Below are 19,547 nucleotides of genomic sequence, written 5' to 3'. Positions count from 1 at the left end.
ATCGGTCGGAACAAGAATGCGTTTGAACATATGCGTTTCCTTTCGAGGCTGAACCCGTGCAACTTGATGGGCCTTCGAGTATTTGTACAGCCCACTGACTCCGGCTTGCGCCGCATCAACGCCCGTCGCGTTCTACCCGCCCTGGGCAACCGGCCGCGCCGGATCGGCTGACCATTCGCTCCAGGACCCCGGGTATAGCACCGAGCCGGTCAGGCCGGCATGCTCCATCGCCAACAGGTTGTGACAAGCAGTTACGCCCGAGCCGCATTGGTGCACCAGTTCTTCAGGGGCGCGCGGGCCCAGCAGTGAAGTGAAGTCATCGCGCAACTGGGCAGCCGGTTTGAAATGCCCGTCGACGTCGAGGTTGTGTTTGAAAAAACGGTTGAGCGCGCCGGGGATGTGGCCTGCCACCGGGTCCAGTGGCTCCACCTCGCCCTTGAAGCGCGGCGTGGCCCGGGCATCGACGATGGTCTGGCTGGCGCGGCCCAGCTGGTTCACTACGGTTTCTGTAGCTACCAGTGTAGACAGCGCCTGCGCTGGTACGAAATTACTTGAAAATTTAGAGGGTTCCACTCCGGCACTTACCGCACCGCCCGCGGCTTGCCAAGCCTGCAGACCGCCGTCCAGTACCGCCACCGCGTCATGGCCCACCCATTTCAGCATCCACCACAGGCGGCCCGCGTAGTTCACGCCGTTGCGGTCGTACACCACGGCCTGCATGCCGTTGGCAAAGCCGACGCTGCCCAGCCAGGCGGCAAAGGCTTCTTGCGTGGGCAGCGGGTGGCGGCCACCGGACATGGCCGGGCCGGTTTTGGCACTCAGCGCCGTGTCCAGGTGGGCGTATACCGCGCCGGGGATGTGGGCCGCACGGTAGGCCTGCTCGCCTGCGTCGGGCTGGGTGAGGTCGAAAGTGCAGTCGAACACCATGAAGGGTTGCTGCAGGTTCTGGAGTTGTTCAACAGAGATGATGGTGGAGTACATGGAAGAGTCCCTTTCAATGTTCTTCGGCCGGGGCATTGGGCGCGGCGCGGGCGCGCAATACCGTGGCGGCAATGCCGCTGGCCATGATCAGCGCCATGCCAAACCAGCCCATGGAGGTGATACGGTCGCCAAACAGCACCAGGCTGTAGATGGCCGCAAACACAATGCCCGAATACTGCAGGCTGGCCACGGTGAGCATCGCGCCCTGGGTTTTGGCCCCGGAATAGGCCCGCGTCATGAACAACTGGCCCAAAGCGGCCAGCACGCCAATCGGCAGCAGCCAGGCGGCATGGGCCCATTGCCATGGGGACGCACCCACCAGCAGCGTGGCCACACCACCCACCACGGCCGAGCCCAGCGCAAAATAAAATACCGTGCGGGCTTCGGGCTCGCCAATGCGGCCCAGCGCCATCACCTGCATATAGGCAAAGGCCGAGCCCAGACCCGACAGCAGGCCAATCAGGCCGCCAAACATCTCGTTCGGGTCCAGGCTGGGGCGCAGCACCATCACCACGCCGACAAAACCGGCCATCACCGTCAGCACCAGCGGGCCTTGCTGCAAGGGGCCTGCGCCGCTGCCGGGCCGCCAGGCGATCAGCGCGCCGCCGACCAGAAAGGCCGCAATCCAGATGCTGCTCATGTAGTTCAGCGTCATGGCCGTGGCTAGTGGCAGGTGGGCAATGGCGTAGAACCAACCGCCCATGGAGGCCACGCCGATGGTGCTGCGCCAGGCGTGCATGCCGGGGTAGGCGGTTTTCAGGCCCACGCCCTGGGCACGCGCCAGTGTGGCCAGAAACGCCATGCCGATCAGGCCCCGGTAAAACACCAGTTCGGCCGAGTTGAAATAGGCCGAGGCAATCTTCACGCAGACCCCCATGGTGGCAAATACAAATGCGGCTAACACCATCCAAAGTGCCTGCATGGGCGTGCTTTCTAGAAATTTATAAGAAATAGGCCTCTAGCGCAGGTACTGCCTACGCTAGTAGCTATTTATTTTATAGCCATACGCCACCCATGGTGCGGCGGTACCACTCGTGGAAGTGCTGCATGCCGTCTTCCATGGGGCTTTGGTAGGGGCCGACCTCGTTGTCGCCACGCTGCAGCAAGGCCTTGCGGCCTGCGTCCATGCGCAGGGCGATTTCGTCGTCTTCCACGCAGGTTTCCATGTAGGCGGCCTGCTGGGCTTGCACGAAGTCGCGCTCAAAACAGGCGATTTCTTCGGGGTAGTAGAACTCCACCATGTTCAGCGTCTTGTTCGGGCTGATGGGGTGCAGGGTGGACACGGTCAGCACGTGCGGGTACCACTCGACCATCACATTGGGGTAGTAGGTAAGCCAGATCGCGCCGTGCTTGGGGGCTGTACCCTGGTTGTAGGCCTTGAGCGCATCCTGCCAACGCTGGTAGGCCGGGCTGCCCGCTGCACCCAGGCGTTGCGCCAAACCAACAGTTTGCACCGAATAGTTGTCTTTGAATTCCCACTGCAGGTCGTCGCAGGTGACAAAACCGCCCAGACCGGGGTGGAAGGGGCCGACGTGGTAGTCCTCCAGATAGACCTCGATGAAGGTCTTCCAGTTGTAGTCGCACACATGCAGCTCCACATGGTCGAGCACGTGGCCGGTGAAATCCAGGTCGGCCAGCGGGCCCATGCCGGCCAGGTCGGCCTTTACGTCCCTGCTACCTTCGAACAGTAGGCCGTTCCACTCCTGCAGCGGGTACTGGTTCAGGTTCAGGCATGGGTCTTGGGCGAAATGCGGCGCGCCCAGCAGCGTGCCGGTGGGTGCGTGGGCACCGCCGCTGTAGGTCCAGCGGTGCAGCGGGCAGACGATATTGCCGCCCGCACTGCCCTGCTGGGTGGTGTTCAGCGAACCCCGGCCCTTGAGCATCACCGCCTGGCGGTGGCGGCAGACGTTCGACACCAGCTCCACGCCGCGCGGCGTGCGCGTCAGCACCCGGCCCTCGCCCTCTTGCGGCAGGGCGTAGTAATCGCCCAGCTCGGGTACGGCCAGTGTGTGGCCGACATAGCGTGGCCCCCGCTGGAAAATAGTGGCGACTTCGCGCTGGAACAGCGCGTCATCAAAGTAGCTTGAAACTGGTAGTTGGCTTGCGGCCTGCTGCAGTTGAAGACTTAAATCAGACATGGGTTGTCCTGACAAGACTCCCCCTATGAAGGGGCAGGGTAGGCGCGAGAAACTCGCGCGGGAAAAGGCTCCGGCAGGGTTGGAAGGGGTTCCAGCCGATGGCGAAAAGAGGGACGATTGTACCCGGCGGGGTGGTTTTGGCGGGCCCGCACCGCCGTGCCGTGCCTGCCCGTAAAATCGGCCCTCCTTTACCACTCCATCCTCCTGCACCCTCCATGCCCAAGGCCGCTGCCAAACCCGATAAAAACGCCTCTCCCGAAGCCTTGCCCGCCAGCTACGAGGCGGCGCAGGTGGAACTGGAGCAACTGGTCGGCCAGCTCGAATCGGGCCAGATGCCGCTGGAGCAATTGCTCGGCGGCTACCAGCGTGGTGCCCAGCTGCTGCAGTTCTGCCGCGACAAGCTCGATGCGGTAGAGCAGCAGATCAAGGTGCTGGACCAGGGCGTACTCAAACCCTGGGCGCAAGAATGAGCAGTACCGCTTTTGATTTGCCGACCTGGAGCACCCAGGCCCTGGCCCGTGTAGAGCAGGCGCTGAGCGACTGGGTGGCCGCTGGCGGCGTGGTCGATGCCGAGCATCCCGCCCCCGCGGCCCTGCGTGAAGGCATGCGCTACGCCGTGCTCGATGGCGGCAAGCGCCTGCGCCCCCTGCTGGTTCTGGCCGCGCGCGAAGCCGTGGCCACCGGTGAAGCCTCTGCCCTTAACTCTGCTGCTGTTGCCGGGCTAGACGACGCCGCCCTGCGCGCCGCTTGCGCCGCCGAGCTGATCCACGCCTATTCCCTGGTGCACGACGATATGCCGTGCATGGACAACGACATCCTGCGCCGCGGTAAACCCACGGTGCACGTGCAGTTTGGCGAAGCCCAGGCCCTGCTGGCGGGCGATGCCCTGCAAGCGCTGGCGTTTGAAATACTGACCCCCGAAGGTGCCGCTGCCCCGGCCAGCGTGCAGGCCACGCTGTGCCGCCTGCTGGCCCAGGCCGCAGGCTACCAGGGCATGGCAGGCGGGCAGGCGATCGACCTGGCGAGCATCGGCATGGCCCTGACTGAAGAAGAACTGCGCTGCATGCACCGCCTGAAAACCGGGGCCCTGCTGCAAGGCAGCGTGATGATGGGCGCGGCCTGTGCTGCCCGCCCATTACCCCTGGCCACCCGCAACGCCTTGCACACCTACGGCGCGGCCCTGGGGTTGGCTTTCCAGGTGGTGGACGATATCCTGGACGTGACCGCCGACTCGGCCACGCTGGGCAAAACGGCGGGCAAAGATGCCGCCCAGGACAAACCCACTTACGTCTCCCTGCTGGGGCTGGACCGTTCTTTGGCCTACGCCCAGGAGCTGCTGGCCCAGGCCCTGACCGCGCTGGATGCCAGCGACTTGCCCCATACGAATACCCAGGCCCTGCGCGCCCTGGCTGACATGGTGGTTAACCGGTCTAGCTAGACGGGCCCGCTTCAAGAAAAAAATTATGAACCCTGCGTCTTACCCACTGCTGGAAACCATCAACGAGCCGGCCGATCTGCGCCGTTTGCCGCGTACCGAGCTCAAACCGCTGGCCGACGAGCTGCGCGCCTTCGTGATCGACAGCGTGTCCAAAACCGGCGGCCACCTGAGCTCCAACCTGGGTACGGTGGAGTTGACCGTGGCGTTGCACTACGTGTTCAACACCCCCGAAGACCGGCTGGTGTGGGACGTGGGCCATCAGACCTATCCGCACAAAATTTTGACCGGGCGGCGTGACCGCATGGCCAGCCTGCGCCAGCTGGGCGGCTTATCAGGCTTTCCGACGCGGTCTGAGAGCAAATTCGACGCGTTTGGCACAGCGCATTCCAGCACCTCCATCTCGGCCGCGCTGGGCATGGCCATGGCGGCCAAGCAAAAGGGCGACAAGCGGCACAGCGTGGCCATCATCGGCGACGGCGCCATGAGCGCAGGCATGGCCTTTGAGGCCCTGAACAACGCGGGCGTGTGCGACTGCAACCTGTTGGTCATTCTGAACGACAACGACATGAGCATCAGCCCACCAGTGGGCGCACTGAACCGCTACCTGGCCCAGCTGATGAGCGGCCAGTTTTACGCGGCCGCCAAGAACGTCGGCAAACAGGTGCTCAAAGGCGCGCCGCCGCTGTTCGAGCTGGCCCGCCGCCTGGAGCAGCACGCCAAGGGCATGGTGGTGCCCGCCACGCTGTTCGAGCAATTTGGTTTCAACTACATCGGCCCCATCGACGGCCACGATCTCGAATCGCTGATCCCTACGCTGGAAAACATCAAGCACCTGACCGGCCCGCAGTTTTTGCACGTGGTCACCAAAAAGGGCCAGGGCTACAAGCTGGCCGAGGCCGACCCCGTGGCCTACCACGGCCCGGGCAAGTTCGACCCCGCCGTGGGCCTGCAAAAAGCCGCTGCACCGGGCAAAGCCACCTTCACCCAGGTGTTTGGCAGCTGGCTGTGCGACATGGCCGCGCAAGACAGCCGCCTGGTGGGCATCACACCCGCCATGCGCGAAGGCTCGGGCCTGGTGGAATTTGAAAAACGCTTTCCCCAGCGCTATTACGACGTGGGCATTGCCGAGCAGCACGCGGTGACCTTCGCCGCCGGGATGGCCTGCGAAGGCCTGAAGCCGGTGGTGGCGATTTACTCCACCTTCTTGCAGCGCGCCTACGACCAGTTGATCCACGACGTAGCCTTGCAAAACCTGCCGGTGGTGTTTGCCCTGGACCGCGCCGGACTGGTGGGGGCCGACGGCGCCACCCACGCCGGGGCGTATGACATCCCTTTCCTTCGCTGCATCCCCAATATGGGCGTGGCCTGCCCGGCCGACGAAAACGAATGCCGCCGCCTGCTGAGCAGCGCTTTTGCGCAAGACAACCCGGTCGCCGTGCGCTACCCGCGCGGTGCCGGTGCCGGTGCAGCGATGGAGCCAGGTTTGCAGCCGTTGCCTTACGGCAAGGGCGAAATCCGCCGCCACAGTAAGCAGACTTCGGGCATCGCCATTCTGGCCTTCGGCACCCTGCTGTACCCCGCGCTGGCCGTGGCCGAGAAGCTGGATGCCACAGTGGTGAATATGCGCTGGGCCAAGCCGCTGGATGTAGAGCTGTTGCTCAGCATTGCCGCCAGCCACGCGGCCCTGGTCACGGTAGAAGACGGTGCCGCCATGGGCGGTGCAGGCAGCGCGGTGCAAGAGGCCTTGCAGGCCGCGGGCGTCACGGTGCCGGTCCTGACGCTGGGCTTGTCAGATACCTTCATCCAACATGGCGACCCGGCCGTGCTGATGGCCATGCAGGGCCTGGATGCAGCAGGTATCGAGAAATCTATAGAAAAACGCTTTCCAGCCCAGGTACATCAAGCGCAAGCTGCTCTCAAATTGGTAGCGTAGCTATTTTCCGACCTCAACCGTAGCCGTACGGGTTGGGCGGCTCGGCAGTGAACAGCCAGCGGCCTATTTCCTTGCTGCGGTAGTCCACCGGGTCGTGCAGGGTGTGCACCCGCACATTGCGCCAGTAGCGGTCAAAGCCGTAGCGGGCCGTGGTGGCACGTGCCCCCATCAACTCAAAGATTTGCGATGTGATCTGCAGCGCCGCCCGGACCGCCGTGGTGCGCGCGGCCGCCACCAGTATGCCGACCTCGCCACGCTGGGTGTGGCTCAGAGCCAATCCCTGGTCCCAAGCCTGCTGGAAGGCAGCGTTGGCTTCTTCGGCCAGGGCCACCGCGGCGCGCAGCGTGGCCCACATTTCGCCGGTGCGCAGCTGCAGCAGCGGGTCGTCCACCGTACGGTCCACGCCCGCCATCACCCAGGGCTGGGTTTGGGTGCGGGCATAGTCGATGGCGTCGGTCAGCGCGCCCTGGGCATTGCCTAGGTAGATCTCGGTCAGAATGGTTTGGCCGAGGATGTTGCGCAGCGTGGCCCGCGGGCTGGAGGCCGCGCCGGGCGGGCCCAGCACCTCGTGGTCGGCGGCGAATACCTGGCGGAAGCTCACGCTGCCGCTGTCGGTCTGGCGCTGGCCCATATTGTCCCAATCGGCATGCACCTGAATGCCCTCGCGGTGGGTGGGCAGCACCATGTAGAGCCGGTCGGTCGGCTCCGGGCCGGTGGCCACCGACACGTTCAGCACATCCGAGTCCTGCGCGCCCGAGCAAAAGGCCTTGGTGCCGTCTAGCAGCCAGCCGCCGTCGGTGCGGGTGACCTGCAGCCGGGTATCGCGCGCATTCACCGCATTGCCCCAGAACCAATGCCGCGCCACCGTCGCGCCCAGCCAGCGGTCTTGCTGCGCGGGCGCGCCGAACAGCAGCACGCTGGCCACCTGCAGGTGCTGGAAGCCGAACAGATGGGCCAGCGAGCTGTCGGCCTGCGCCAGCCGCCGCACCATGCGCAGGATCAATGGCCATGCGGCACCCTGGCCGCCAAAAGCGGCTGGCACGGCCAGTGTCAACAAGCCGCTGTCGCGCAGCAGTTGGCGCTCGGCCAGGGCCGTGCCGCCCGCCTTGTCGCGCACTGCCGCGGTGGCGGCCAGGGCGTTGGCGAGGGACCGCACCGTGGGCGTGAAGTCGCCAAAATCTTCCGCGAACAGTGCGGGTGGGGAGGGGGTATCGGCCATGGTTTAGCGCTGCATGCCCCAGCGGCGAATGGTCAGACGCTCCAGGGTCTGGAACACCAGGCTTTCGACCAGCAGGCCGATCGCGATGACCATCACCAGGCCCGCAAACACGCGGTCGGTGAACAGCTCGTTGCGGTTCTGGAAGATGTACCAACCCAGGCCGCCTTTGCCAGAAGACGCGCCGAACACCAGCTCGGCCGCGATCAAGGTGCGCCAGGCAAAGGCCCAGCTGATCTTCAGGCCCGCCAAAATCGACGGCAGCGCGGCCGGCACCAGAATTTGTAGCACATAGCGCAGGCCCTTCAGGCCGTAATTGCGCCCGGCCATGCGCAGTGTCTCGGGCACGGCCTGGAAGCCCGCGTACGTATTCAGCGCCAGCGGCCACAGCACGGAGTGGATCAGCACAAACACCAGGCTGCCCTGGCCCAGGCCAAACCACAGCAGGGCCAGCGGCAGCAGGGCGATGGCGGGCAGCGGGTTCAGCATGGCGGTCAGCGTGGCCAGCAGGTCGCGGCCTAACTGGGTCGATACCGCCAACGTCGTCAGCACAAAAGCGGCGATGACTCCGCCGATATAGCCCTGCAGCAGCAGACTCAGCGAGATGCGCGTTTTGGTGATGAGCTCGCCGCTGGCCAGACCTTCGATCAGCGCGTGGGCGGTTTGCAGTGCGGTGGGCAGCAGCAGGTCGTTGTTTTGCACACGGGCCACAATTTCCCACAGCATGACCAGCGCCAGCAGGATCAGGCCGCGGCGCAGCCAGGCTTGGTCCCAGACGCGGGCCGTCCAGGGCAACAGGCGCTCTACATGCGTGTCGGGCAGAGCCTCTAAAACGCGTTCGTATTCGGCCCGGATAGGTGGATTCAGGGTGCTCATGCAATCTTTCGGGACGGTTCTGCGTGCGGTGTTGGGCTGCCGTCGGACTCTTCGTTGAACAGCAGGCGGTGGATGCGTTGCGCGGCGGCCTGAAACTCGGTCCCGCCCTGGCTGTGCATGCCGAAGTCGTGGCTGTTGATCTCGGCGCGCACCCGGCCCGGGTGCGGCGACAGCAGGTCGATGCGGTTGCCCACCACCAGCGCTTACTCGATCGAATGGGTGACGAAGACCAGAGTGAAGCGCACCTCGTCCCACAGCGCCAGCAGCTCTTCCTGCATCTTGCGGCGTGTCAGCGCGTCCAGCGCGGCAAACGGTTCGTCCATCAGCAAGACCTTGGGCTGCATGGCCAGCGCGCGGGCAATCGCCACACGTTGTTTCATGCCACCCGACAAGGTGTTGGGATAGGCTTTGGCGAAGGCCGATAGCCCGACCTTGTCCAGGTAGTGCAGCGCGCGTTCATGCGCTTCCTTCTTGCCCAGGGTGCGGGAGGCCAGCAGCGGAAACGCCACATTGTCGAGCACGGTTTTTCAGGTGGCAACTGGTCGAATTCCTGGAACATCACGATGCGGTCCGGCCCGGGCTGGGTGACCTTTTGACCGCTGATGCGGATTTCGCCTTCCACCGGCGCGATGAAACCCGCCATGGCTTTGAGCAAGGTCGATTTGCCGCAGCCGGATGCCCCCAGCAGCACGAAGCGGTCGGCCTCGAATACGTTCAGGCTGACCTGGTGGGTAGCGCGCACCACGCGCGCGGGCGTACGGTATTCCAGGCTCACGCCGTCGACTTCCAGCAGCGGTGGTTCGGTGGTGGAGGGTTTCAAAGGGGTCACGGTGGCCATGGTGGGCTTAGCTACCGGGGTTGGCATAGGCTTCTTCGAAGAAATAGTCTTTCCACGAAGCAGCGCGGTTCTTCAGCACGCCGAGCTTGTTGAGCTCGTCGGCATACACATAGGTGCGGAATGGCGAGATGGTGAAGTCGTTCTCGGGGTCTTCGACTATTCTGCGCACAAAGTCCAGCGGCAGCTTGGACTTTTGCACGCGGATAAAGGTCTCGGCCGCCTTGGGCTTGTTGGCCTTAATCCACTGCGAGGCTTCGACCAGCGCGGCGTAAAAGGCCTTGTAGGTTTTCGGGTTCTCGTCGTGGAATTTTTGCGTGGTGTAGAGCACGTTGAAGGTAGCCGGGCCGCCCAGAATCTCGTAGGAGCTGATGACCTTGTGTACGGCCTTGTTCTCCAGTGCCTGGTAGTAGAAGGGTGCGCTGGAGAAGTGCGTGTTGATCTCCGAACCACCGGCCATCAGCGCAGCGGTGGCATCGGGGTGCGCCAGGCTGACCGAAATGGTGTCAAAGCGCTTGAAGTCGTCTTTGCCGAAGAGCTTGGCGGTTTCGATCTGCAGCGTGCGCGATTGGAAACCGGTACCGGCGGCGGGCACGGCGATGCGGTCCTTGTCGCTCAGGTCCTTCAGCGTTTTGACTTTCGGGTTGTTGCTGATCAGGTAGTTGGGCAGCGAGCCGAGTGCGGCCACAGCCTTGACGTTTTGCCGGCCCTTGGTGCGGTCCCACAGGGTCAGCATGGGCGGCACGCCGGCCGACACCACGTCCAGCGCATTGGCCAGCAGGGCTTCGTTCATGGCGGTGGCACCCGAGATCTGGTTCCAGTCCACCTGGATGTCCAGACCCTGGGCCTTACCGTATTTTTCGATCAACTTCTGGTCTTGCACTACGTCGAGCACCAGGTAGCCGATGCCGAACTGCTGGGCGATGCTGATGCGGCCTTCGGCCTGGGCCGCCAGGGTGGCCGCGGCAAGAGCCAGGCCTGCGGCGAGGCGGGTGAGATTGAATGGCATGGATATCCTATTGGTCAAATTTAAAAGGGCCAATGACCCGCTGGCAGTCGGCACGTACGCCCACCAGAAACACCGCAGAACTGGCTTTGCCAGGCTGCTGGTGTTGCCCCCTGCAAGGGGGGTGGCGAAAGACGCGAAGCGCTGCAGCCTGGGGGTGTTCAAAAAGGTTCATTGCCTTCGATGGTGGTGCGGTAGAGCTTACGGCGCAGGTGGTCGGGGGTGCCTGCGGCCAGGTGGGTGACGGAGCGGTTGTCCCAGAACACCATGTCGTGCGGCTGCCAGGCGTGGCGGTAGACCAGCTCGGCGCGCGAGGTGTGGGCGAACAGCTCGTCCAGCAGGGCGCGGCTTTCGTCTTCGGGAATGCCGACGATGCGGGTGGTGAAATGCTCGCTGACAAACAGCGCCTTGCGGCCGTTCTCGGGGTGGGTGCGCACGACGGGGTGCACGGCGGGCAATACCTCGTCGAGCTGGGCCTGCGTCAGCTTCGGGCGCCAGGGGTTGCGGGCGCGCAAGTCTTCGTATTTGGCCAGGTAGGAGTGTTCAGCGCGCAGGCCGGCTACGGCGGTTTGCAGTGCGGTGGGTAGGGTGTCCCAGGCGCGGTGTTGGTTGGCAAACAAGGTGTCGCCGCCTTCGCTGGGCAGCTCCTGCGCGTGCAGCAGCGAACCCAGGCTGGGCTTTTCTTTGTATGACAGGTCGGAATGCCAGTAGGCACCGGCATCGCCCAGGCCGATGGGCTCGCCGTTTTCCTTGATGTTGGAAACGATCAAGATCTCGGGGTGGTTTTGCAGCTGGAAGCTTTTCAACACATGGATCTGCAGCGGGCCGAAGCGGGCGCTGAAATCGATCTGCTGCTGGGGCGTGATGCGCTGGTCGCGGAACACCAGCACGTGGTGCGCCAGGTGGGCCCTGTGGATGCGCGCAAAGTCATCGGCGGCCAGCGGCCGCGACAGGTCCAGGCCGATTACTTCGGCCCCCAGGGGGGCATCAAAGGGGCGGATTTCCAGCGGCTGCCGGGTTGCCGTGGTGCGGGTCTCTACATCGAATACCGTCGTCATGGGTTCACCTTGTGTGGGCGGGGCACGGGAAAATCACCGTGCAAGCCCGCCAATGTAGGGGGAGGGCTCCGCCAAGGGAACGATTGTTTTGCTGTTTACTAACTACGAATAGGTATGAGGCCCTGGCGCAGGTGGAATATGCGTGTGCAGCTATTGATTAAATAGCATTCCAGCATGCGAATGCGGGGAAAACCCGCACCGAACCGGCTTGGGGCGCTCCCTACAATCGGCGCTCACTATCCATCATGTTCGCGGCCTTTGCGGCCTAGTGAACTTCATTTTAAATTCGGGAGATATTTCAATGGACCGTCGTTCCCTTATCAAACACACCGGCATCGCGGGCGTGCTGGCTGCGGGCATCGCGCCTGCTGTGCATGCCCAGGCGGCGGTGCGCTGGCGCTTGGCTTCCAGCTTTCCCAAGCCGCTGGACACGATTTACGGTGGTGCGGAAGTATTTGCCAACGCGGTGAAGGCCATGTCGGGCGGCAAGTTTGAAATCTCGGTGCATGCCGGTGGCGAGCTGATGCCTGCCTTTGGCGTGGTGGACGGTGTGCAGCAGGGCTCCGTCGAGATGTGCCATACCGTGCCGTATTACTTCTACGGCAAGAACCCCGCGTTCGCCATCGGTGCGGCCATTCCCTTCGGCATGAATGCCCGCCAGATGAACGCCTGGATGATGCACGGCAACGGCCGCAAGCTGATGAACGAGTTCTATGCCAACTACAACATCCTGAGCTTTGCCGGTGGCAATACAGGCACGCAAATGGGCGGCTGGTTCCGCAAGGAAGTCAAAACCGTCGCCGACCTGAAGGGTCTGAAGATGCGCCTGGGCGGCGGTCTGGTGGGTGAGGTCATGGCCAAGATGGGCGTGGTGCCGCAAAGCCTGCCGGGTGGCGAAATCTACCAGGCGCTGGAAAAAGGCACCATCGACGCGGCCGAATGGGTGGGCCCGTACGATGACCAGAAGCTGGGTTTTGCCAAGGTGGCGCCCAACTACTACTACCCCGGCTGGTGGGAGGGTGGTCCCGAGGTGGACTTCTTCATCAACCGCAAAGCTTTTGATGCCTTGTCGCCCGAGAACAAGGCCATTGTCGAAGCGGCGACAGCCCTGGCCTCGGTCGATATGCTGGCCAAATACGATGCGCGCAACCCAGAGGCTTTGAAGCAGCTACTGGGCTCCAAGATCAAGCTGCTGCCGTTCTCCAAGGAGATTCTGGATGCCTCCTTCAAGGCCTCACAAGAGGTGTACGCCGAGAACGATGCCAAGAGCCCGGAGTGGAAGAAGATTTTTGCCGACTTCCGCGCCTTCCAACGCAACCAGGTGGCCTGGTTCCGCGTGGCCGAAGGCCGTTTCGACAGCTACATGCAAAGCATAAAGTTTTAACTCACCCCCAGTCTGCGCTGCGCTCCGCCAACCCCCTTGCAGGGGGCGATACCAGTGGCCCGGCAAAGCCGGTTCCACGGTATCTCTGGATTAAAAAAACCGCGCCTTGGCGCGGTTTTTTGTTGCTGGCGTCGCGGTTGTTCAGAGCTGCCGAAAGGCCTTCAGTTCTTTGACGATGCGCTCGAACTCGGCTACCAGCTCGGGGCTGGCGCCGTAGAACACCATGAACTTGCCCATCAGCGTGCGGACATACAGGCGCGGCGCGATCAGCCAGTCCAGCCCGGGCACGCGGATGAGTTTGCCGTAGGCCAGGTCGTCAAATGGCATGTGTTTGTCCCAGATCCAGCCCTGGTGTAGGCCATCGGCGCTGATGCGGGTACGGCTGCGCAGGATGTGCCACCAGGTCCAGCCCATCATGGCCAGCCCGGCCACGAACCAAACCACGCCGGTAGTGCGCGGGGTAGCCAGTGCGCCGCTGGTCAACAGCCGGGCGAGCCAGAAAGCACAGCTGCCCACGATGGCGCTGGCCAGCAGCTTGAACAGCGGCGAGAACGCCGCGCCTTCCACCGGGCTGCCGGTGCGGGGCTGGAAGCGAAAAGGAGCGGGGCCCAAGGCTATTTCTTCGCGGTTTCGGGCTCGGATGCAGCGGCGGCGGGCGCATCGCTGAACGGGTTCTCGCCCGCGCTGTCGTTGGGCGTAGCCTGCAGGTCGCTGACCGGCACGTCGATCTGGATTTTTTCGGTGTCGATTTTTTCTTCGGTGGGCAGAAAGACCGTGACGGTCTGCGGCACAAAGATGACGATCGCCACCAGGATCAGCTGCATCAGTACCCAGGGAATGGCACCCAGGTAAATGTCACTGGATTGGACGGGTTTTTCAATCCGCTTGTCTTTGTACAAAGAGTCGGCAATGCCGCGCAGATAAAACAGCGCAAAGCCGAACGGTGGGTGCATGAAGCTGGTTTGCATGTTCACGCACAGCAGCACGCCAAACCACACCAGGTCAATCCCCAGCTTGGCGGCCACCGGGCCCAGCATCGGCAAGATGATGAAGGCGATTTCGAAGAAGTCGAGAAAGAAGGCCAGGAAGAAGATGAACAGGTTCACCACGATCAAGAAGCCAATCTGGCCGCCCGGCAGGCCGGTCAGCAGATGCTCGACCCACTTGGCACCGTCTACACCCTGGAACACCATGGAGAACACCCGTGCGCCGATCAAAATGAATACCACCATGGCGGTGAGCCGCATGGTCCCCACCATGGCTTCCCAGATGAGGGCCAGCGTCAGCCGCTTGTGGATGGCCGCCAAAATCAGTGCGCCAACCACGCCCATGGCACCGGCTTCGGTAGGCGTGGCGATGGCGGTGTCGATGCCCGGCAGGCCGCCCATCGAGCCCAGCACGGCAAAAATCAGGATCGCCGACGGGATGATGCCGCGCAGGCATTTCGCCCACAGCTTGGCACCGCTGAGCGTGCGCGCCGTTTTGGGGATGCCGGGAATGTGGTGCGGCTTGAAGATGCCCAGCATGAAGGTGTAGCCAGCAAATATCAGCACCTGCAGGATCGACGGACCCCAGGCACCACGGTACATGTCGCCCACCGACCGGCCCAACTGGTCGGCCATCACAATCAGCACCAGCGAGGGTGGCACCAACTGGGTGATGGTGCCCGAGGCGGCCAGCACGCCGGTGGCGTAGCGCATGTTGTAGCCGTAGCGGATCATCACCGGCAGCGAGATCATCGCCATGGCAATCACCTGGCCGGCCACCGTACCGGTGATGGCCCCCAGGATGAAGCCGACGATGATCACCGAGTAGCCCAGGCCGCCCTTGACCGTGCCAAACAGCTGGCCCATCGAGTCCAGCATGTCTTCGGCCAGGCCGCATTTCTCCAGAATCGCGCCCATGAAGGTGAAGAACGGAATCGCCAGCAACAGGTCGTTGGACAAAATGCCGAAGATGTTGATCGGCAGGTTCTCCATGAACACCGCCGGAAACCAGCCCATCTGGATGGCGAACAGGCCCGAGGCCATGCCCAGCGCCGACAGCGAAAAGGCCACCGGAAAGCCGATCAGCATGATCAGCACCAGCCCGCCGAACATCATCGGCGCGAAATTTTCCATCTGCATTTTTTTATCCAGTAAACGGTGCGATTGGAGCTCAATTCAGTCGCTGAACACCGTGGAACCGGCTTTGCCGGGCCACTGGTGTTGCCCCCTGGGGGGTATGCGGCTACACGAAGTGAGCAAGAAACGGGGGAGAACCTATTCACTGCACCGGTTTTTCGTAGTGCATGTCCATCTGGAATTTGCCCTGCAGATACGCGACGCGCTTGATGACTTCAGACAGCCCTTGCAGGAACATCAGCGCAAAACCCAGCGGCAGCAGCAGCATGGCGGGCCAGCGGATTAGCCCCCCGGCGTTGTTGGACATTTCGCCCGAGCGGAACATGCCAATGAACAGCGGCCAGCTCAGCCAGGCAATCGTGGCCATCACCGGCAGCAAAAAGACCACCAGGCCGAACAAATCCACATACACCGGGCCGTTGCCCTTGAGCTTGCCGTAGAAGATGTCAACCCGCACATGCTCATTGAGCTTGAGCACGATGGGTGCGCCCAGCATCACCGTGGTGGCAAACAGGTACCACTGGATCTCTAGCCAGCCGTTGGAGCTGATGTCCAGCCCGTAGCGCACAAAAGCATTGCCCGCCGATATCAGGGCTGCGGCCAGCACCGCCCATGTGGCGAGTCGGCCCATTTGCTCGCTGATCCAATCCATGCCGAGCGCGAATTTGAGGAGTGCTGACACGGGTGTCTCCGATGGTGAGGTGGATGGACGGCGCATCCTGAGGACGGGCTGCAAGCCGCCCATCCGGGACGCTGCGGGGGGTGTTCAACGCGCCCCGCCACCGCCGCTTTGGAGCCCACGATGATACCTTTGCAAGGCCCCCGATAGCGCAGGGACTTTGGAACTATTCTTGGCGAATGGGCTCTTTTAGGATACGGTGGCACCCCCATCGGCAACCCCATAGCCGGTGGCTGGCAGACCAAAATCTATTGCCGACAAGGCCCACGACCCCTGCACCTCGCTGTGTACCAGGTGGCCTACCTCTACTCTTCCACCCTGTTGGAGAGACCCATAAACCCCATCGCACCATAAGGAGCCAAGGCATGGATTTCAAAAAATCAAAAGCACTCACATTCGGCATGGAGCTGGAACTGCAACTCGTGGACGAAAACACGGGTCAGCTCTCGCCCTGCAGCGCCGAGCTCTGGCGCGAGCTGGAAGTGCTGCCCGAGCACGAGCGGTTTTCGCTGGAAGCCACGCTCTCGACCATGGAGGTCACCAGCTCTATCCACGAGGATGCCGATGCCCTGGAGGCAGAAACACGTGAAAACGTGTTGACCCTGAAGAAAATCGCCCGCCGCCAAGGTGCCGATCTGCGTGGCGGCGGCACCCACATTTTGCAGTTCTGGAACGAGCGCGAGTTCACCGAAACCGACCGCGCCGCCGAACTGCAAGCCAAATACGGTTTTCTGCCCAAGCGCTTTTCCACCTACGGCATGCATGTCCACATCGGCGTGCCCGGTAAGGAAGAGGCCATCCAGCTGGCGAACGTGCTGCAAAGCCTGTGCCCGCTGTTCATCGCCCTGTCGGCCGCGTCGCCGTTCCAGCAAGGGGTGGACACCGGTTTTTGCTCCGCGCGGCCGTTGGAGCCCCTGGTCTATCCCTACGGCGGCCCCATGCCGCGCACCACCAGCTGGGCCGAGTTCGAGACCATCGCCCAGGAGATATTTGATTCCGGCCTGGCCAAGTCACTCAAAGACATTTATTGGGACGTGCGCCCCAAGCCCGAGTTCGGCACCGTTGAAGTGCGGGTGTTTGACACGCCTTTGAGCGTGCGCAAGGCGGTGGCGCTGGCCTCCTTTACCCGGGCATGTTCGGCCCTGGCCCTGAACGGGCAACTGGGCTACGCCCCGATTGCCATTCCCTACAACACCGAACGTGTTAGCCGCTTCATGGCCTGCCGCGATGGCATGGATGCCCGGCTGTTCAACCCGGCGGTGTGCGAATGGATGCCCGCCCGGCAATGGCTGGCGATGCTGGTCGAACGCATCGAGGCGCACCCCACGTGCGATGCCGACATGCGCAAAATCCGCAGCCTGCACCAGCAGGTCGAAAACGAGCAAGACTCCGACACCATGCGCGAGACCTGGGGCAATATTCTCAACGCCTCGCCCAGCATGGCGAACTGGGCACCGGGCCCGCTGGAATACGCCGTGAATTCGCGCGAACATTGCGCGCGTTTGCTGGCATAGGCGTGTGGGGTGGGGGGTTGGGTTTCCCACATCCCAGGCAATAATGGCGCATGTCCACCCGCACGCCGCATGTGCTGCCCCAGCACCTGGATTCGCCCACCATGCGCCAGGCGGGGCGCGACCTGCTGTCACTGGCACTGATGGATGCGCGCAACCATACCCTGCACCTGCTCGACCAGTTTGAGTCGGCCCCCACGCTGACTGTCGTGCCTGCGGATGGCCTGCAGCCGCGCTGGCTGGCGGGCCATATCGGCTGGATGGCTGAGGCCTGGCTGGGCCGCAACACCCAGCGCGGGCGCGGCGCGGCCTGCCCATTCCAGCCTACCCGTCTGGCCTCTATCGAGCCCGAGGCCGACCGCTGGTGGAACCCCGAGCAGATGGACCGCCGTGGCCCCCTTCGCCCGCCAGCGAGGCCCGACCTGGCCACGACCAAAAACTTCTTGCTGCAAACCCTGGAAAGCACGCTGGAGTTGCTGGAGAAAACCGCCGAAAACGACGACACGCTGTATTTTTACCGCCTGGCCCTGTTCCACGAAGACCTGCGCAGCGAGCAGCTCATCACCCTGGCCCAGGTGCATGGCGTGCCCTTGCAACTGCCCTCGCCGGGCAGCCCGCAGCCACGCGACCCGCTGACGTTGCCTGCCTGCGAATGGCAGCTAGGCTCGCCACCCGGCGGTTTTGTGTTTGACAACGAAAAATGGGCCCATCCGGTGGCCGTGCCCACCTTCGAGATCGATGCCCAGCCCGTTACCTGGGCCCAGTTTGTCGAGTTTGTGGACGACGGCGGCTACGACAACGCTGCCTGGTGGATGCCCGAGGGCTGGGTCTGGCTGCAAGCCCTGGCCGAAGGCGAGGGGCGGCGCGGCCCGCGCTATGTGGACCAGATCGGCGTAGCCAGTGGCGCGGTGCTGCAAACCCGCTTTGGCCAGCGTCTGCGCGTGCCCGGTACCCAGCCCGCCATGCATGTGAGCTGGTGGGAGGCTGATGCCTGGTGCCGCTGGGCCGGGCGGCGGCTGCCCAGCGAGGTGGAATGGGAGCGTGCCGCCATCGGTGCCGCAGGCCAGGGCTTTCGCTGGGGCGATGTGCACGAATGGACGGCCAACACTTTCCGCCCCTGGCCGGGCTTCAGCGCCGACCCGTGGATGGCCTATTCCGTTCCCTGGTTCGGCCAGGCCAAAGTGCTGCGCGGTGCGGCGTTTGCCACCCGTGCCCGTATGAAGCACCCCAAGTTCCGTGGCTTTGCCTTGCCCGGCGACGACGTGCGCTTTGTGGGTTTTCGCTCGTGTGCGGTGTAGTGCTATATAAAAAATAGCTACTGGCGTAGGTAGAGCATACGCCAGAGGCACTTTTTTTATAAATTTCACGCTTGACCTCCTGGCGCTGCTGCCGGTGCCGTTTGGATTAGGATGACTGCATCCTCTTGCCTGGAACGCCTTTCACCATGACCGAACCCCGCCTTTGTTACGTCCCGTGCCCCGGTGCCGCGGCCAAGACCAACGCCCCCGACCACACCGGCCACCGCATGGCATATTGGCAGTGGGGCGACCCGGCCAACCCGCACGTGGTGGTCTGTGTGCATGGCCTGACCCGCCAGGGCCGCGACTTCGATGTGCTGGCCCGGTCGCTGAGCCGGTTTGCTCGCGTCATCTGCCCCGACGTGGTGGGCCGGGGCCAGAGCGACTGGCTGCAAGACCCCCAGGCTTACCAATTGCCCACCTACGCGGGTGACATGCTGGCGTTGCTGGCCCAGGTGCACGGTGAAGCGCCTATTTCCACGCTGGACTGGCTGGGCACCAGCATGGGCGGGCTGATCGGCATGGCGCTGTTGGGCACGCTCGGCCTGCCGCTGCCCGTGCCAGTGCGCCGCCTGGTGCTGAACGACATCGGTCCGACGCTGGATGTGGCCGCCCTGCAGCGCATTGGCAGCTACCTGGGCAAAACCGGGCGCTTCGACACGTTGCAGCAGGCCGCCGACGCGATGTGGGCCATCTCTAGTAGCTTCGGCCCGCACACGCCCGCCCAGTGGCTGGCTTTGTCGCAGCACATGGTCCGGCCGCTGGTAGCCGGTGAACCCGCGCTGACCCTGCACTACGACCCGGCGCTGGCCGCCGCTTTTGGCACGTTTACGGCTGAATCTGCGGCTGCAGGCGAGGCCGCGCTGTGGGCGCTGTACGACCAGATCACGGCCCAGACCCTGCTGCTGCGCGGGGCTGAGTCGGATTTGCTGTCTGCAGCCACCGCGCAGGCCATGACCCAGCGCGGACCGCGTGCCCGGCTGGTGGAATTTGCGGGCGTGGGCCATGCGCCCACCTTTGTGGCGGACGACCAAGTCGCCACAGTCGTCGGGTTTTTACAGCCCTGATAAA

The 19,547-nt window shown here is 63.5% G+C and carries 17 protein-coding genes and 1 pseudogene; 7 read left to right on the top strand and 11 right to left on the bottom strand.

Going from position 1 to position 19,547, the window contains the following annotated elements; all coding sequences use genetic code 11:
• Positions 1-132: 132 nt before the first annotated feature.
• From Q0T48_RS15600 to Q0T48_RS15590, 3 genes are all read right to left on the bottom strand, one after another.
• Positions 133-981: a sulfurtransferase gene (locus Q0T48_RS15600; protein ID WP_295957801.1), complete on the bottom strand. Its 849-nt coding sequence runs from the start codon at positions 979-981 to the stop codon at positions 133-135.
• Between the two features lie 13 nt (positions 982-994).
• A complete protein-coding gene (locus tag Q0T48_RS15595) occupies positions 995-1,903 on the bottom strand; it encodes a DMT family transporter (RefSeq protein ID WP_295957795.1) in 909 nt (302 codons plus the stop codon).
• Positions 1,904-1,976: 73 nt separating this feature from the next.
• Positions 1,977-3,119 (bottom strand): aromatic ring-hydroxylating dioxygenase subunit alpha, encoded by a 1,143-nt coding sequence (locus Q0T48_RS15590; RefSeq protein WP_295957793.1) that lies wholly within the window; start codon positions 3,117-3,119, stop codon positions 1,977-1,979.
• A gap of 215 nt (positions 3,120-3,334) precedes the next feature.
• Between Q0T48_RS15590 and Q0T48_RS15585 the strand changes: the two genes are divergently transcribed.
• From Q0T48_RS15585 to dxs, 3 genes are read left to right on the top strand one after another with little or no spacing between them, the layout of a single operon-like run.
• Positions 3,335-3,589: an exodeoxyribonuclease VII small subunit gene (locus tag Q0T48_RS15585; RefSeq protein WP_295957790.1), complete on the top strand. Its 255-nt coding sequence runs from the start codon at positions 3,335-3,337 to the stop codon at positions 3,587-3,589.
• Complete coding sequence (locus tag Q0T48_RS15580; protein WP_295957786.1) at positions 3,586-4,557, top strand: polyprenyl synthetase family protein; 972 nt, start codon at positions 3,586-3,588, stop codon at positions 4,555-4,557. Before Q0T48_RS15585 ends, Q0T48_RS15580 begins: the two co-directional genes overlap by 4 nt.
• Before the next feature lie 25 nt (positions 4,558-4,582).
• Positions 4,583-6,490 carry a 1-deoxy-D-xylulose-5-phosphate synthase gene (dxs, locus tag Q0T48_RS15575; protein WP_295957783.1) on the top strand — a complete coding sequence of 636 codons (1,908 nt, stop codon included), beginning with the start codon at positions 4,583-4,585 and terminating at the stop codon, positions 6,488-6,490.
• 13 nt (positions 6,491-6,503) lie between these two features.
• Here the strand turns inward: dxs and Q0T48_RS15570 are convergent, their stop codons facing one another.
• From Q0T48_RS15570 to Q0T48_RS15550, 5 genes and pseudogenes are all read right to left on the bottom strand, one after another.
• Complete coding sequence (locus Q0T48_RS15570; protein ID WP_295957780.1) at positions 6,504-7,709, bottom strand: acyl-CoA dehydrogenase family protein; 1,206 nt, start codon at positions 7,707-7,709, stop codon at positions 6,504-6,506.
• Between the two features lie 3 nt (positions 7,710-7,712).
• Entirely contained in the window at positions 7,713-8,582 is an 870-nt protein-coding gene (locus Q0T48_RS15565; protein ID WP_295957777.1) for an ABC transporter permease, read from the bottom strand.
• Positions 8,579-9,420, bottom strand: a pseudogene (locus tag Q0T48_RS15560) (ABC transporter ATP-binding protein). Before Q0T48_RS15560 ends, Q0T48_RS15565 begins: the two are co-directional and overlap by 4 nt.
• A gap of 7 nt (positions 9,421-9,427) precedes the next feature.
• The gene (locus Q0T48_RS15555; protein WP_295957774.1) at positions 9,428-10,426 is read right to left on the bottom strand and encodes an ABC transporter substrate-binding protein; all 999 of its coding nucleotides are present in this window, start codon (positions 10,424-10,426) and stop codon (positions 9,428-9,430) included.
• A gap of 158 nt (positions 10,427-10,584) precedes the next feature.
• Positions 10,585-11,481 (bottom strand): TauD/TfdA family dioxygenase, encoded by an 897-nt coding sequence (locus tag Q0T48_RS15550; protein WP_295957772.1) that lies wholly within the window; start codon positions 11,479-11,481, stop codon positions 10,585-10,587.
• A gap of 301 nt (positions 11,482-11,782) precedes the next feature.
• Here Q0T48_RS15550 and Q0T48_RS15545 point away from each other — a divergent pair, with 301 nt between their 5' ends.
• Positions 11,783-12,865: a TRAP transporter substrate-binding protein gene (locus tag Q0T48_RS15545; protein WP_295957769.1), complete on the top strand. Its 1,083-nt coding sequence runs from the start codon at positions 11,783-11,785 to the stop codon at positions 12,863-12,865.
• A 141-nt stretch (positions 12,866-13,006) separates the two neighbouring features.
• Here Q0T48_RS15545 and Q0T48_RS15540 read toward each other — a convergent pair whose 3' ends face one another.
• The 3 genes from Q0T48_RS15540 to Q0T48_RS15530 form a co-directional block, all read right to left on the bottom strand.
• Positions 13,007-13,477, bottom strand: a complete 471-nt coding sequence (locus Q0T48_RS15540; RefSeq protein WP_295957766.1) for a hypothetical protein — start codon at positions 13,475-13,477, stop codon at positions 13,007-13,009.
• A gap of 2 nt (positions 13,478-13,479) precedes the next feature.
• Positions 13,480-14,991, bottom strand: a complete 1,512-nt coding sequence (locus Q0T48_RS15535; protein WP_295957763.1) for a TRAP transporter large permease subunit — start codon at positions 14,989-14,991, stop codon at positions 13,480-13,482.
• A 139-nt stretch (positions 14,992-15,130) separates the two neighbouring features.
• Positions 15,131-15,670, bottom strand: a complete 540-nt coding sequence (locus tag Q0T48_RS15530; protein WP_295957760.1) for a TRAP transporter small permease subunit — start codon at positions 15,668-15,670, stop codon at positions 15,131-15,133.
• A 362-nt stretch (positions 15,671-16,032) separates the two neighbouring features.
• Between Q0T48_RS15530 and Q0T48_RS15525 the strand changes: the two genes are divergently transcribed.
• The 3 genes from Q0T48_RS15525 to Q0T48_RS15515 all read left to right on the top strand — a co-directional run bounded on the left by Q0T48_RS15525 (position 16,033) and on the right by Q0T48_RS15515 (position 19,543).
• Positions 16,033-17,181, top strand: coding sequence for a YbdK family carboxylate-amine ligase (locus Q0T48_RS15525; protein WP_295957757.1), 1,149 nt, complete (start codon positions 16,033-16,035; stop codon positions 17,179-17,181).
• Between the two features lie 50 nt (positions 17,182-17,231).
• Positions 17,232-18,476: an SUMF1/EgtB/PvdO family nonheme iron enzyme gene (locus tag Q0T48_RS15520; protein WP_295957754.1), complete on the top strand. Its 1,245-nt coding sequence runs from the start codon at positions 17,232-17,234 to the stop codon at positions 18,474-18,476.
• Positions 18,477-18,622: 146 nt separating this feature from the next.
• Positions 18,623-19,543, top strand: a complete 921-nt coding sequence (locus Q0T48_RS15515) for an alpha/beta hydrolase (RefSeq protein ID WP_295957750.1) — start codon at positions 18,623-18,625, stop codon at positions 19,541-19,543.
• Positions 19,544-19,547: the final 4 nt, after the last annotated feature.

The sequence above is a fragment of the Rhodoferax sp. genome, assembly GCF_025354435.1.
Classification (GTDB): domain Bacteria; phylum Pseudomonadota; class Gammaproteobacteria; order Burkholderiales; family Burkholderiaceae_C; genus Rhodoferax_B.
This window is presented reverse-complemented; position numbering and strand designations above follow the sequence as displayed.

Coding starts and splice junctions, on each gene's coding strand:
- dxs (WP_295957783.1), top strand. CDS start 4,583: ATGAACCCTGCGTCTTACCCACTGCTGGAAACCATCAACGAGCCGGCC.
- Q0T48_RS15555 (WP_295957774.1), bottom strand. CDS start 10,426: ATGCCATTCAATCTCACCCGCCTCGCCGCAGGCCTGGCTCTTGCCGCG.
- Q0T48_RS15600 (WP_295957801.1), bottom strand. CDS start 981: ATGTACTCCACCATCATCTCTGTTGAACAACTCCAGAACCTGCAGCAA.
- Q0T48_RS15515 (WP_295957750.1), top strand. CDS start 18,623: ATGACCGAACCCCGCCTTTGTTACGTCCCGTGCCCCGGTGCCGCGGCC.
- Q0T48_RS15585 (WP_295957790.1), top strand. CDS start 3,335: ATGCCCAAGGCCGCTGCCAAACCCGATAAAAACGCCTCTCCCGAAGCC.
- Q0T48_RS15520 (WP_295957754.1), top strand. CDS start 17,232: ATGTCCACCCGCACGCCGCATGTGCTGCCCCAGCACCTGGATTCGCCC.
- Q0T48_RS15535 (WP_295957763.1), bottom strand. CDS start 14,991: ATGCAGATGGAAAATTTCGCGCCGATGATGTTCGGCGGGCTGGTGCTG.
- Q0T48_RS15565 (WP_295957777.1), bottom strand. CDS start 8,582: ATGAGCACCCTGAATCCACCTATCCGGGCCGAATACGAACGCGTTTTA.
- Q0T48_RS15590 (WP_295957793.1), bottom strand. CDS start 3,119: ATGTCTGATTTAAGTCTTCAACTGCAGCAGGCCGCAAGCCAACTACCA.
- Q0T48_RS15545 (WP_295957769.1), top strand. CDS start 11,783: ATGGACCGTCGTTCCCTTATCAAACACACCGGCATCGCGGGCGTGCTG.
- Q0T48_RS15570 (WP_295957780.1), bottom strand. CDS start 7,709: ATGGCCGATACCCCCTCCCCACCCGCACTGTTCGCGGAAGATTTTGGC.
- Q0T48_RS15595 (WP_295957795.1), bottom strand. CDS start 1,903: ATGCAGGCACTTTGGATGGTGTTAGCCGCATTTGTATTTGCCACCATG.
- Q0T48_RS15550 (WP_295957772.1), bottom strand. CDS start 11,481: ATGACGACGGTATTCGATGTAGAGACCCGCACCACGGCAACCCGGCAG.
- Q0T48_RS15580 (WP_295957786.1), top strand. CDS start 3,586: ATGAGCAGTACCGCTTTTGATTTGCCGACCTGGAGCACCCAGGCCCTG.
- Q0T48_RS15525 (WP_295957757.1), top strand. CDS start 16,033: ATGGATTTCAAAAAATCAAAAGCACTCACATTCGGCATGGAGCTGGAA.